Consider the following 13468-nt stretch of genomic DNA (forward strand, 5'->3'; position numbering starts at 1 on the left):
GCGCGCTATTGGTTGTCGGAAATGGGCGTCCCGTGTCATCAACTTTTATGAACCACTCTTTACCGTCCCAGGTCCACGGTTCCCGAACCGGCGCAGTGACAGGACCAACCTCCGGAAGAGTGAAGGTTGCGGTATAGCGGACGATGATTGTCTTTGGATCGCTCGTAAAGTCGAACCCCTCGAGCTGCGCCTTGGACATTGGTGGGGGATTCCCCTCCAGAAACAGCGGCCGCTTATTAACCGGCACAAATCGGGCCATTTCCTGTTTATTCCCGGCCGAACGGGCCTGAAGATAACCTTCCGAACGGGCTAACAGTTTATCCAGAGCCTGCGAGGAGCCGACCTGTACAAGACATAGATAAACAGCAATAAATAGAGTGAGTTTACGCATAAAAAAAGGGGGGCGCTATGGGCGCCCCCCTAGTTTACATCAGAAAATTAGTGACCAAGAGACTCAGTCAAAGTTCCCGCCCAAGTGGCATTCGCAGTAGGAATACCCGAGCGGCCTGAAACAGCCGGGTTCGTCAGAACGAGCGCCGGACCGCCGGATGCGAACTTTCCGCTGAATGTCGCATCGGCAACGAATCCTGTCGGATGCGCAAACGGGAAGTTGGCAATAGCGAAAGCGTACCCGCTAAATGTCGCGGGAGCTCCGGTAATGCCAGCCAGGATCTGTGATCCCAGGACCACCCACGAACTTCCACTGGCTACGGCACCGGAAGTCAAACCGGTACCTGCAGTCACCGTGGAGCAGCTGGTGATTCCGGCTACGGCTGCTGCACCTGTACCAGTGCTGGCGCAGAAGGCGGCTCCGCCATTGTTCGGATAGAACGCGATCGTCACCGGTCCACCGAGTGCAGGAGCGCCACCCGTCTTGGCACCGTACGGATCGGCTGTCGTATTCGCGACGACGAAACCCGTATCAAACCCGTTCCCGATCGTAACGTAGGGGAAGAGCATGTGGGTGGTCAACGGAATGATATTCACGACCGTGAACGGTCCAAAGGTCGGTCCGGTGTAACGCGGAACCTGACCAGTGGTGGCCGGGTTGTTCAGAACCGCGCCGGCTGCGCTGAACGCTGTTCCGACCGGCCCCAGAGTAACGGTCGCCGTGATGCTGCCGGGAGTCAACGGCAAGGTCGCGGTGCCATTCGAGAAGAGAGTGCAGCTGAGAGTGATCGTGTCGATAGCCGTCAAGCTCGCGGCGGTGATACCTGAGACTTCCACTGTCGTGGTCGGAGCAATTGAGGTAATTGCGGTCGACGTGATCGAGACCGTGCTTCCGTTCGTCATCGAGGCCGTGCACGGTGTTCCAGCCGAACCCAGGCTTGCGCCTGTCGGAATACCCGTGAACGTGTAGAGCAGCTGAACGCCATTGCTGGCGGCACCGCTGTTGAAACCACCACCGGCAGCGTTCAGCTTATCGCGGAACATGTCGATGTAGTTTTCCGTGGTGTTGATGGTAAAGGTCTGGGTAAAGGCAGCGGAAGCGCCAGTCGTGGGAATGATCGCCGGACCGGTCTTAAGCACAACGCCCGCCGTCACGATCGGAGCCAGCACCGACGTTACGACCGTCGGGGTGTTCTGGCCGGCTGTGATCAGCAGGTTGTTTCCCGGGCTGACCGACACGGTGGCGACGACGGACGTCGCGCCGCTCCCGGCCAGGCCAATGAGCACACCGGTTAAGGTGTAGTTGCAGGTAGAACCAGCGACGCCAGTACCGACGGCAGGCAACTGGATAACCACCGAACCGGAGGCGTTGCTAACCGTGACAGATGTCGGGTTCAGGCAACCGGCAACGTTCGGGTCGACGACGGAAATCAGCTTTGTCGCGTTATAGGCCGGGGCCAACGGAACAGTGGTCGTGTCGTTTGTTATCGGCACGCCGTAGCTGACCGTGATCGTCGCTCCTGCCGTGCTGGCCGCGGCACCAGTCTCCGTACATTGGAACGTGATGTCGCCCGCGGGCTCCGTCAAACCGGTGTTGGAATCGCGGCTGACAGGCGTGCTAGCTACGTTGCAGCTAACCTGTGCAAACGCTGTGCTGGCGACTCCCAGGAACAGGAGTGCGACAAACACAGGCAAAATATTTTTCAATCTCAACATTTCTTCTTGTTCTCCTTAATTGTGAACAGTGAACACGTTTGTACATCGTCCTGCCAGACGCAAATTGCAGCCGGCATTCAGAACAACAAAACCTCAGCGAAAAACCATGTGGACCCCAGGCGCGGTCGACGTTCGGGTTTGGAACCAGCGCTGGATGCTTTCCCGAACGATTCAATTTGATGCATCTTCCATGGAACTAACGACATGCATCAAACTGATAAACCTAACATGTGGGTATACCCATGTCAATCGCTAAGCTACCTCGACTCGCATGCAAGTGCCTGCGGGCAAAGGCAGCAAGCCGGGCTGAGCATTGCAAGTGTGCCGCCAAAGGGGAAAGACTTTTACATTGTTGAAAATGAAGGACAGGCTGCGGACGCAGGTCCGGCAAGCGTGAGTTATTTCTACTCAGTTGATGCAACTCATGCGTTAGAAACGACTCACTGCACCCCGTTTCGTTGAACCCGGCCGACAGCGGTTCTGGATTCCGGGAGTCCGGTAGCGATGTTGTATCCGCTAAAGCTATAAGTAATCCGGCGCTCCGATCGGCTGAGCGGGGATCCGGCTTTCAGGCTCGAAACGGTCAAAACAGCCGGCGCGCTCCGGCTGAGTGTCAAATATTTCAAGAAGGGTGCGGTCGACGAGATACCTAATCGGGCCTGCAGGTCGGTGGCATCATCGAAAATCCGGTCGGCTCGAGCCGCGAGGATCGCCTCGACCTGGGATTCGCTCAAACCCGGAATCGATCGCAACACGAGATCCGGCGCAAAGTTTGCATTGATGAGGCTTCCCGCACCTGCGGATGTAATATACGCATCGAGCCCGGGCCGCAGCGAGGCTGTACCGTTTTGTTGCGACGCTTTCAACTGGAAGTCTGCTGAACTTATACCCCGGATCAGCGGGGCATCCGCGAGGCCAAGACCGCCGTTTCGCGGGACATAGTTGAGCGGAGCATAATAGGGCGCTTCGGCGCCATTGGCTCGGACATCATTGTCGGCATCCCGCCAATCTTCGATCGCGGCGCTGATGGCCTGCCCGTTCGTAAAGTCGCCGGTCCACAGCGCGAAAAAGTTGGTGAGGACTTCCGGCGGAGCGCTGCTCAGATCCAGCTTGCCGTTGTCGCTCTCGAAATAAATATCCACGGCGCCCGCCGCAAGTTGCGCGCGATACTGAAATCCGGGCCGGACCACCTCGAGCGGAAGGCCCGCCATCGCATCCGCAGTTTTTGGCAAACTGCGGGCTTGAAGAAATGCTGCGAATTCCTGGCCGGAGCGCGCCAGTTGCTCGGCCTGGAGTCCGTTCCAGTCGGCGGCATCGATTCTCGCTTCCGTCTGGACGGAAGCTGCAAGTCCGAGCGCGATCGCGCTGAGAACCATCAATGCGGCCATGACTGCGAGCAGGGCAATGCCCTCGGAGTTTCGACTCATCGAAGTACCAGCCCGGTTGCGGACGCTGCCGCATAATCGAGGGGAATCACAGCTTGAACATCATTCTTTGGCGGTATGGCGCAGCTGAGGCGGACCGCTCTTGGAAGAACAGGATTTGCCGGGAAATGCCACGCCTGCACCCAGACCGCAGGCCTGTTCGGCTGCGCATCGGTCAGGAAACCGAAAGCGCAGGAATCGCCGCGCAGAACGGTATCGTGCCAGTAGACCGACGGATCAGGAGCGTTGTCCGGAGGCAGAATGCGGCGCTCTTCCACCTTCAATTCTCCGGATGCCCATTGAATCGTCACCCATCGCGGCACTCCATCAGGTCCGTCCTTGAAGCTGGTACGGCTGAGGAAACGAAGACTTGAAGCTGTGCCGTCGAAGGCGAGCGGCGAAACCGTTCTTTCGCTAGTCCTGACGGTATAGCTCATCGGCAGCGCGCCTCGAATCTGGTCATTCAGAACATCGAGAACCACGCGGGAACGGTGCAGCCTTTCGATATGAGCGCCGCCCTTGTCCCACATCGCCAGACCTGAACGTGTGGCCGAGAGAACGATGACGCCGACCATGGCCATGATCGTTATCGATACAAGAACTTCAATGAGCGTGAACCCGGCCCGCGAATTGTCTTTATTGCAAAGCACGTAATTGCTCTTCCAGCCCGGGAACCGGTGTGTTGACCGGCCTCACGAAGCGGTACGTTTCGATGGTCCGGCGCTGAAGCCCGGCCGGGGCATCCCATTCGAGCCGCAACTCGACACGTACAACGGCAGCCTGCAATTGATCCGTCGGAAGGATGTACGACTGCACTTCCAGCCGCCAGCGGGTTCCGTCTTTGAAGATTCCGCTCGCGTTATCCCCCGGCTTCAACTGCTGGACAAGATCCAGTTCCGCGAGCAGGTTCCGGGTGAACATCTCGCGCCGCTGGACATCTTCGATTTTTGTAATGTTGCGCGCAGATTGAGACATTCCAGCGAACACCGCCGAGAACCCGATGCCGAGGATCGTCATCGCCACGATCACTTCGATCAGGGTGAATCCGGCAGACCCGCGCGAGCGCTTCACAGCGCGGCTCCGAAGCTGACGGTGATTCCACTGAGGAGATCCGTCTTAATCGCGATCCTCCGGCCGCGTTCGTTCTGCAGCTCCAACGCCTCCGCGCCCAGGATTTGTCCGGATGGCAGGAAGACGAAAGCCGGAAGGTTGTGATTCACGGGCGTAACGGCGGCAGGCAGGGTGTATGACGCCACAGGCTTGGACGACTTCCAGAACTGGAAGACATGATCGGAATACGTCATCTCTACCGGAGACTGATCCGCCCGGGCCACCGCCTGCGCCCTTCGAAGCTGCGATGCGAGTTCTGTCGCCGTGGTTTGAAGCGTAATGGTGTCGAATCGGCGCACAACCGCAGGACCGACAATGCTTCCGATCATGGCGATCAACACCATGACGACCAGCATCTCGATCAGCGTGATCCCGCGGTTAGCACTCCTTCTCACAGCTGGAAAGACGCTTAAGAGACGTAAAAAGACGATTTACTTGATTTTTTTAAGCTCTGTGAGTTCGTCGCGGCGGTCTTTGACTTCACAAGTGGCGGGGTCCGGAACAATATGTGAAATAACCGCAACAATCGTTTCGGGCTGAACGACGGTGACATTCCAATTGGTGTCAAACCGGCACTCCTTCTCGGGCAGCTTTGCGACGAAGTAGCCGGCGCCGGCATAGGTATTCACTTCACCGGCGTTCTTCAGGTCCACTTCGTATTTGAGATAGACGGGATTCGAACCCTCCACGAGTTTCACCTTCAGATTGGAATCTGTCAGTCTCAAATCAAATTTCGTCCCGCTGTCCGATTGCCACACGCCATTGGGATCATTTTTGGCCTGCGGCGGCCGGTCCGCCGCCTGGGGAGCTAAAAGCATTAAAAGAAGGAGAAATACGGCCTGCATAGGCGCGGATTGTAACACGGGCGGGATTATCGCGAGTGATCGAGGGCGGCTAACTCTTCTGTGGCCGTGAAGGTTTATACGGGTAGTACTCGACGGCACCGGGGACATCCGGGAGGCGACGGCGACGGGACGCGCGTGCGGAGCCGAACGCATTTGTCCAACGCATTGAGGCTTATTCCGGCCTATTTCTTAATGAGCCGGAATGTACTTTAACTGCAAGCTGGCGTGCAAGACTTCTGCTACAGACATTTTGCGAATATTGTGTTTCATCGGGGAGAGCATGTTCAGGCAGAGCGGATGGGGCCTTCAGCCCCATCCGCGAGCCGCGACGCGTTAGATGACCATACGCGTCGCGGAGTCGGACCATTCGGTATAGCCGAGCAGACCGTACGCGCGGACTTGAATCGCGTACGTTGTTCCCGGCGTCAGGCCGCTTATCGAAGCAGCGGACTTGACGTTCGGAACCATCTGCGCCAACCACGCCGTGGGTGTGGCGCCGCCCGGTCCTGCCGGCCCGTAATGCAGTTCGTAGGATTTAGCGCCACGAACCTTTGTTATCGAGACCAACAGTTGACCGGACGTGCCCTGGTCGAGGAACAGGATCATCGGCTGATCCAGCGGCTGCGCGGGAGTGCGCGTGCTGGATCGCGGCTGAAGACCACTGGACAGGAAGATATTCATATCATCCTTACAGTTGAGCTCCACATACGCCGCCAATTGCCGGATCGCATGGATCACCACCATGCCTTGCGTATTGCGCAGCGTGATGGCTTTCCTGCCGCCGTCCTTCGCGTCCGCGATGGAAGCGGCATAGGAGTCCAGATCCGCCTTGAAGACATTGAGATCGATCGGCGCATTCGGTAGATTCGAATTGCCGGTCAAACCCTTCAACAAGGCCTGACCCTGTGAGAGGACCAGTTCGGGCAGCGCTTTTGTCAAACCAAGCGCCGCCTTGATGAGTTTCGGTACCATTGCCATTGTCGTTTACCTCCTTTCTTTGAAATTGCAGACGGCATATCTATAGCACGAGACATACCAAACGCGTTGCGTCGGGTTTCCTTTCATTTTCAATTGCTTGCGTTTTGGCGCGAATTGTGGAAACTGTGCCGGAAATGAAACATGTTTCGCTTCCGGCACACTCGGCTCGTTCATTGCCGAATAACCGGCCGCTGATCGGCACCAGCGAAGCGCTCGAAAGACTGCGCGCCGACATTGGAATCACGGCGCCGACAAATATGACGGTATTGATTCAGGGCGAGAGAGGAACGGGCAAAGAGCTGGTTGCCCGCGAGATCCACATGCAGAGCAACCGCGCCAGCGGGCCGTTCATCCGCGTGAATTGCGCGAGCCTGCCGGAAACGCTGGTCGAAACCGAGCTTTTCGGCTGCGAAAAGGGCGCCTTCACCAATGCCGAGTTCAGGAAGGGCCGCTTCGAACAGGCCGATGGCGGAACACTTCTGCTCGATGAAGTGGGCGAACTCAGTCTGATCGCTCAGCCGAAATTGCTCCGTGTACTGGAAACCCGCGAAGTCGATAGAGTCGGCGGGCAACGGCCAATACCCATCGACTTCCGCCTTATCGTTTCGACCAACCGGGACCTGGCGGAAATGGCCCGCGCCCATCAGTTTCGCGAAGACCTGTACGACCGCTTGACCATGGATATCGTCCGCACGCCGCCACTGCGCGAACGGCTCGATGACATTCCGATCCTCCGCCGAATATCTGATCCCGCTGTATGTACTCGAGGCCAAGCGCGTTGTAACGGGTGTTTCACAACCGGTTCTCGATCGGTTCCAGACCTACTCGTGGCCCGGCAACATCAGAGAATTCGAGAATGTGATCCGGCGGGCGGTCTTCAGGGCGGACGGAAACCATCCAGTTGGAAGATTTACCGCCGGATTTCGCGGAAAAAACGGTGGCGGCGCCGGCCAAACTGGGGAATTTTCACCAGCTCATGGACGAGTACTCGCGCCAGATCCTTCTCGCCGCGATTGCGGAGTGCCGCGGCAACCGGACCTGCGCCGCAAGGCGACTCGGGCTGAGCCGGACACAATTCTACAGGCGACTCGGAATGTACGGATTGGACAGCGCCATCCAGGCCGAATCCGTTTAAACTCAACGAATTCTGAGAAAACGCCATCTTCTCGTTCTTGATTGCAACTCAATTCGAGAAGATGGCGTCTTCTCACTCTTTATCGCGATCACCTTCGGGAAGATGCCATCTTCTCACCCCCCATCGTGACCATCTTCGCGAAGATGCCGCCTTCCCGCTCTCCGTCAAGATCATCTTCGGGAAGATGCCGTCTCCTCATTCTTTATCGCAGCCATCTTCGAGGAAGCCGGACTTCTTCGCATCCCATCCGCGTGATCCGCGTCATCTGCGGCCGATTATCCCTGCCCGCCCGTGCTAGAATCCCGCTTTCGTGGCTAAGATACTGATCACCGGAGTTATGGGCACTCTTGGCCGGCCTTTGAAGCACGAACTGGAAAGGCGCGGCCACGACGTTTGGGGTATCGATCTCCAGCATCAGGCCGAGCAGAAATACTACCGGGCCGATGTTGCTTCCTACCGGCAATTGGAACGGGCGTTCGAGCAGAACTACGATTACGTCTATCATCTGGCGGCCGAGTTCGGACGTATCAACGGGGAGGAATATTACGACACCCTGTGGACGACGAACGTTATCGGCACCCGGAACCTGCTCGAGATTCAGAAGCGCGCCGGCTTCAAGTTGATTTTCGCGTCGTCATCCGAGATTTACGGCGACAAGCACAAGGACATTCTTTCCGAAGACATCCCGCTCAACCATTCGATCCTCCAGCACAACGATTACGCCACGACCAAATGGGTAAACGAGATTCAGATCATGAACTTCGAAAAGCGCTTCGGGAATCCGGTGGTGCGGTTGCGGTTCTTCAACGCCTACGGACCGGGCGAGTATTACCATAATTACCGGAGTGTCGTCTGCCTCTTCACGTATCGCGCGCTGAAGCGGCTCCCGTACGACGTCTATCTCGGCTATCATCGCGTCTTCATGTACATCGACGACTTCACTCCGACGCTGGCAAATGTAGCGGACAACTTCGTGGCGGGCGAAGTCTACAACATCGGCGGCGAAGAGTTCCGCGGCGTCAAGGAACTGAGCGATTTGATCCTGCAGAGGCTTCATATGGACGATTCGATCGTGAATTACCTTCCCGAAGACAAACACAACGTGCTGAACAAAAGACCCAACATCGAAAAGGCGCGGCAGGCCTTCGGACACAATCCCAAAATCACTCTGGAGGAAGGCGTTCCGGCCACGCTCGATTGGATGCGGTCGATTTATGCTGAGAAATGAGGATTCTTCTCGTTCACGAGGTGAACTACCTCTCGAAAACGATCTACGAATTCCAGATCCTTCCTGAAATTCTTTCGCTTCTCGGACACTCCGTCACGGTGGTCGATTACAACGATTCGTGGAAGAGCGAAACTGACGGCGCGGGATGGGTCTCGCAGCGGCAGGTTTATCCCGCCATCCACCGCGCCTACGATCGCGCGCGGATCAGCTTGTACCGTCCGGCGATGATTCGCGTTCCCCTTCTTTCGCGGATCTCCGGAGCCGTCAACGAAGGATTTGAAGTCGCGAGACTGCTGAGCCAGCGATCGTTCGACGCGGTCCTTCTTTATGGACTCCCCACCATCGGGATCCAGACGCTGCTCGCAGCTCGCGCATATGAAGTGCCCGTGGCGTTCCGGGCGATCGATGTGACACATGAGCTGGTTCCTCCAGCTCTCGAGCTTCCGACGCGGATGCTCGAAAGCATCGTCTTCAATAATGCCGATCTCAATATCGCGCTGACTCCGCTCCTTCGAAATTACATCCAGGAGTACGAGGTTCCCGATAGCCGGATGCGGCTGCTGCCGTCCGGCGTCGATACTGAAATGTTCTCGCCCGGACCAAAAACCAAAGACGATGGTCCGATCGTTCTCTTTATGGGCACCATCTACCGGTTCAGCGGTCTGGATCGCGTCATCCAGGATTGGAAAAACCTACTGGCCGTTCATCCCCGGGCGAAGCTGGTGATTCTCGGAGCCGGAGAAGACCAGGCGCGGCTGGAAGGCATGGCCGGTGAAAACGTGATCTTCCCAGGCCTGCAGCCATATTCGCGGCTGCCGGAATGGATTCGTTCGAGCGATGTCTGCATCAATCCATTCGAATTGAATGGCATAACTGAAAAAATTCTGCCGACCAAATTGTTTCAGTATCTCGCCTGCGGGAAGCCAGTGGTTGCAACCAAGCTGCCGGGGACGATGCCGTTCCTCAGTGGAGAGGAAAATGGCATTGTCTACGCCGATACAGCGGACACCGTGAATGTCCTGACTCAATTGCTGTCGGACCCCGAGCGATGCGCCCGATTGGGAAAGTGTGGAACCGCTGCCGCACGGCGCTACGACTGGGTCGAAATCGCAAAGCAAATGGCAGTATGGCTCGCGGAACTGGCCGCGGATCGAACGGATTGAGCGAATGAAAATCGCGGTGGTGACGCCTTATTTCTATCCCGACTGGGAATATGGCGGAACGCCGCGGGCCGCATTCGAGCTGGCGAGGGCGCTGGCGGCCCGAGGTCATGAGATTCGCGTGCTGACGACCGGCAGCGAGGCCGGGAGCAGGATCGTTGAAGGTATCCAGGTCCGCTATTATCGAAATCTCTCCAACGGTCTCGCGCGCCACTACCGGCTTTTTATCCCGCCTGGATTTCGCAAAGAACTCCGCCAGCAGCTCTCCGGTTGTGACGTGCTGCACATCCATGAATTCCGTTCGACGTTGACGGTCCCCGCCGCGCGCGCGGCACAGGAGCTTTCCCTGCCTTATTTAATCTCGCCGCACGGCGGTTTACGCTACCTGGGCAAGCGCACAGCCAAGCGAATTTTCGATGCCCTGTGGGGACGGTCCATCATGGACCGGGCGGCCGGCGTCATCGCATTGACGGAAAAGGAGGGGGCCGAGGCTCAGTCGTTTGGAATCCCGGAATCCCGCATTCGGTTGCTGGACAATGTGATCGATGCATCAGCATACGAATCGTTGCCGAAGCGGCGATCCTCCCGCCAAACGATCCTTTTCCTCGGACGGCTGAATCGGATCAAAGGCATCGATATTTTGCTGGACGCGTTCAAGGGCATCGACGGCGCGCAACTCGTTATCGCGGGGCCCGATGACGGCGAGACGGCGCATATCCCTTCCACGCCGGACATATTGAAGCCGGGATTTCTCGATCACCAGGCCAAGCTGCAAGCCATCGCCGACAGCGATGTTGTTGTCCTGCCGTCCCGGAGCGAAGCCAGCCCGGTCGTCCTCTACGAAGCGCTGCTGTGCAAGCGTCCCGTGGTGGTCTCTTCGGCTTGCGAGCTGCCGATGGCCGAGCCTGCAAAATACGGCATTCTTCAATTCCAGTCCCTGCAGGCGGCGGACCTGCGCGATAAGCTACTTTTCGCCCTCGCCGACCCGCATTTGAGTGATAATGCGGCTGTTGGCCGCGACTTCGTGTTGCGGAAATTCTCACCGCTGGTCGTGGCTGAACAAGCCGAACGGATTTACGAGGAGGCCATATTTCGCGGGAGCAGACAGCCGCAGGCGTAAACATCGTCGAAGAGATTTCGCGGGTTCTCGATATCGAGATCGAAGCGCTGCAGTCCGTCCGGCAGAATATCTCGCCCGCGTTTTCGCTGGCCGTCGAAACGATCGCAGCCTGCCGCGGACAGGTGCTGGTCTCCGGTATAGGAAAATCCGGCCTGATCGGAACCAAGATCGCAGCAACGCTGCGGAGCACGGGAACGCCGGCAACATTCCTGCATCCCGGCGAGGCCTTGCACGGCGACATTGGCACCGTTCGGGAAGACGACGTCCTTCTGGCAATCGGAAAAAGCGGCGAAACGACCGAGTTGAATGCGCTGCTTCGGGTGGTCCGGAAAATCGGCATCCCCGTCATCGCGATAACATCGAACGCCGGCTCATCGATGGCGGCGTTGTCCGACGTGGTCATCGATCTTCAGATTCCCCGCGAGGCCTGTCCGCTGAATCTCGCTCCCACCGCCAGCACCACCGCAGCGCTCGCCGTGGGCGATGCGATTGCCATCGCGCTGATGAAACTCAAAAACATTTCGGCGGAAGACTTCGCGCGGCATCATCCCGGCGGCCAGCTCGGCAAACGGCTGCTGCTGACGGTTGAAGACGTGATGCGCGGGGGAGATCAGAAGCCGGTGATCCGAATCGATGCCTCAGTCCGGGATATGCTCATCGCGATTACCAGATTCCACGTCGGCGCCGTATGCGTCACCGATGCCGATGAAAAACTGCTGGGCCTCGTGACCGACTACGATATCCGGAAGACCCTGGAAACGGGCCAGGACCTCTTCGTGATGAAAATTTCGGAGATCATGAACGCCTCGCCCGAAGTTGTTTACAGTACCGATCGCGCTGTCGACGCTTTGGAAATGATGCGGTCTCGAAACAAACCTACAGCTGTCATGCCGGTACTGAGTCCCGACCGCCGGATCCTGGGAATGGTGCATCTCCACGATCTCGTTGCCGCGGGAATCTGATGCCGGAAAAGCCAATCTTCAGAATCCGGCCGTCCTCGGCGTGGCGTTTCGTCGATCTGAACGAACTGTGGGCCTACCGTGAGTTGATTTACTTTCTGACCTGGCGCGATATCAAGGTGCGATACAAGCAGACGGCGATCGGAATCGCATGGACCATTCTTCAACCCCTGGCGCTGCTGCTTATTTTCACGGTGCTGTTCGGAAGGCTGGCGCAAATGCCCTCCGAAGGCATCCCCTATCCGGTGTTTGCGCTCGCCGGGCTGCTTCCATGGCAGGCGTTCTCGAGAATCATGTCGGAGTCCAGCAACAGCCTGATCACGGATCAGCGGCTGATCAGCCGGGTCTATTTCCCGCGAATCATTGTTCCCCTGGCCAGCAGCCTCGTCATCGTGTTCGATCTGGCCATCAGCATGGTCCTGCTTTTTGCCATGATGCTTGTTTACGCCGTGACGATCGGAGCATCGGTGCTGTGGCTGCCGCTGCTGGCTTTGCTGATGCTGGTTGGTGGATTGGGTCTGGCATTCTGGCTGTCGGCGCTGAACGTCGAATACCGCGATGTGATCTACACGATCCCATTCCTCACGCAGGTGTGGTTCTTCCTGACGCCGGTGGTCTATCCGGCGTCGTTGGTGCCGGCGAAGTGGAGACTGATTTACGGCTTGAATCCAATGACGGGAGTCATCGAAGGCTTCCGCTGGTGCCTGCTGGGGATCGGCGAGCCGCCGGCGCCCGTTCTGGTCGTTTCCGCACTTGTATCCGCACTATTGTTCGTGACCGGCGTGGTCTGGTTCCGCAGTTGTGAAAGACGATTTGCCGATGCCATCGGCTCCGGGGGACGCTGAGGCTCCGTGAGCGAGTTTGCGATCACCGCAGAAGGTCTCAGCAAAAGGTACGCGCTCGGACAGCGGGAACCGTACAAAGCCTTACGAGACAAACTGGCCAATATCTTTTCAGGACGCCGCAACAAAAATGAAGACAAGTTCATCTGGGCGCTGAAGGATGTTTCTTTCACGATCCACGAGTCCGAAACCGTAGGGATCATTGGAAGAAACGGAGCGGGCAAAAGCACACTGCTGAAAATTCTCTCGCGCATTGCCGAGCCGACTTCCGGAGAGGCCAGAATCCGGGGCAGGGTCAACTCGCTGCTCGAAGTCGGAACCGGGTTTCATCCCGAGCTCACCGGACGGGAAAACATTTATTTGAATGGTTCCATACTCGGCATGACCCACCGGGAGATGAACCGGAAATTCGACGAAATCGTCGCTTTCGCCGACGTCGAAAAATTTATCGATACACAGGTGAAGTTTTACTCGAGCGGGATGTTCGTACGGCTCGCCTTCTCCGTTGCCGCGCATCTGGAACCGGAGATTCTGCTGGTCGATGAAGTGCTTGCTGTGGGC

General features: G+C 57.5%; 15 protein-coding genes. 7 read left to right on the plus strand and 8 right to left on the minus strand.

Going from position 1 to position 13468, the window contains the following annotated elements:
- The 8 genes from VGK48_18795 to VGK48_18830 all read right to left on the minus strand — a co-directional run.
- The coding region (locus tag VGK48_18795; GenBank protein HEY2383228.1) for a hypothetical protein at positions 1-259 on the minus strand (259 nt) is incomplete at its 3' end.
- 179 nt (positions 260-438) lie between these two features.
- Complete coding sequence (locus VGK48_18800; GenBank protein HEY2383229.1) at positions 439-2106, minus strand: hypothetical protein; 1668 nt, start codon at positions 2104-2106, stop codon at positions 439-441.
- A gap of 440 nt (positions 2107-2546) precedes the next feature.
- Positions 2547-3533: a type II secretion system protein GspK gene (locus VGK48_18805; GenBank protein ID HEY2383230.1), complete on the minus strand. Its 987-nt coding sequence runs from the start codon at positions 3531-3533 to the stop codon at positions 2547-2549.
- The gene (locus tag VGK48_18810) at positions 3530-4180 is read right to left on the minus strand and encodes a prepilin-type N-terminal cleavage/methylation domain-containing protein (GenBank protein ID HEY2383231.1); all 651 of its coding nucleotides are present in this window, start codon (positions 4178-4180) and stop codon (positions 3530-3532) included. The genes VGK48_18805 and VGK48_18810 overlap by 4 nt, the downstream gene beginning before the upstream one ends.
- Positions 4167-4601: a type II secretion system protein gene (locus VGK48_18815; GenBank protein ID HEY2383232.1), complete on the minus strand. Its 435-nt coding sequence runs from the start codon at positions 4599-4601 to the stop codon at positions 4167-4169. Before VGK48_18815 ends, VGK48_18810 begins: the two co-directional genes overlap by 14 nt.
- Entirely contained in the window at positions 4598-5035 is a 438-nt protein-coding gene (locus tag VGK48_18820) for a prepilin-type N-terminal cleavage/methylation domain-containing protein (protein ID HEY2383233.1), read from the minus strand. Before VGK48_18820 ends, VGK48_18815 begins: the two co-directional genes overlap by 4 nt.
- Before the next feature lie 36 nt (positions 5036-5071).
- Positions 5072-5458, minus strand: coding sequence for a hypothetical protein (locus VGK48_18825; GenBank protein ID HEY2383234.1), 387 nt, complete (start codon positions 5456-5458; stop codon positions 5072-5074).
- Between the two features lie 360 nt (positions 5459-5818).
- Positions 5819-6463, minus strand: coding sequence for a fibronectin type III domain-containing protein (locus tag VGK48_18830; GenBank protein ID HEY2383235.1), 645 nt, complete (start codon positions 6461-6463; stop codon positions 5819-5821).
- 134 nt (positions 6464-6597) lie between these two features.
- On the opposite strand from VGK48_18830, the gene VGK48_18835 reads away from it, so the two are divergent.
- The 7 genes from VGK48_18835 to VGK48_18865 form a co-directional block, all read left to right on the plus strand.
- Complete coding sequence (locus VGK48_18835; protein ID HEY2383236.1) at positions 6598-7527, plus strand: sigma-54 factor interaction domain-containing protein; 930 nt, start codon at positions 6598-6600, stop codon at positions 7525-7527.
- Positions 7528-7908: 381 nt separating this feature from the next.
- Positions 7909-8826: an NAD(P)-dependent oxidoreductase gene (locus VGK48_18840; GenBank protein ID HEY2383237.1), complete on the plus strand. Its 918-nt coding sequence runs from the start codon at positions 7909-7911 to the stop codon at positions 8824-8826.
- Entirely contained in the window at positions 8823-9989 is a 1167-nt protein-coding gene (locus VGK48_18845; protein ID HEY2383238.1) for a glycosyltransferase family 4 protein, read from the plus strand. Before VGK48_18840 ends, VGK48_18845 begins: the two co-directional genes overlap by 4 nt.
- A 4-nt stretch (positions 9990-9993) precedes the next feature.
- On the plus strand, positions 9994-11106 hold the full coding sequence (locus VGK48_18850) for a glycosyltransferase (protein HEY2383239.1): 1113 nt from the start codon (positions 9994-9996) through the stop codon (positions 11104-11106).
- 122 nt (positions 11107-11228) lie between these two features.
- Entirely contained in the window at positions 11229-12068 is an 840-nt protein-coding gene (locus tag VGK48_18855) for a KpsF/GutQ family sugar-phosphate isomerase (GenBank protein ID HEY2383240.1), read from the plus strand.
- Positions 12068-12910 (plus strand): ABC transporter permease, encoded by an 843-nt coding sequence (locus VGK48_18860; protein HEY2383241.1) that lies wholly within the window; start codon positions 12068-12070, stop codon positions 12908-12910. The genes VGK48_18855 and VGK48_18860 overlap by 1 nt, the downstream gene beginning before the upstream one ends.
- 6 nt (positions 12911-12916) lie before the next feature.
- Positions 12917-13468 (plus strand): ATP-binding cassette domain-containing protein (locus VGK48_18865; GenBank protein ID HEY2383242.1); only part of this gene is annotated, 552 nt, incomplete at its 3' end.

The sequence above is a fragment of the Terriglobia bacterium genome (assembly GCA_036496425.1).
In the GTDB taxonomy this organism is placed as follows: domain Bacteria; phylum Acidobacteriota; class Terriglobia; order 20CM-2-55-15; family 20CM-2-55-15; genus 20CM-2-55-15.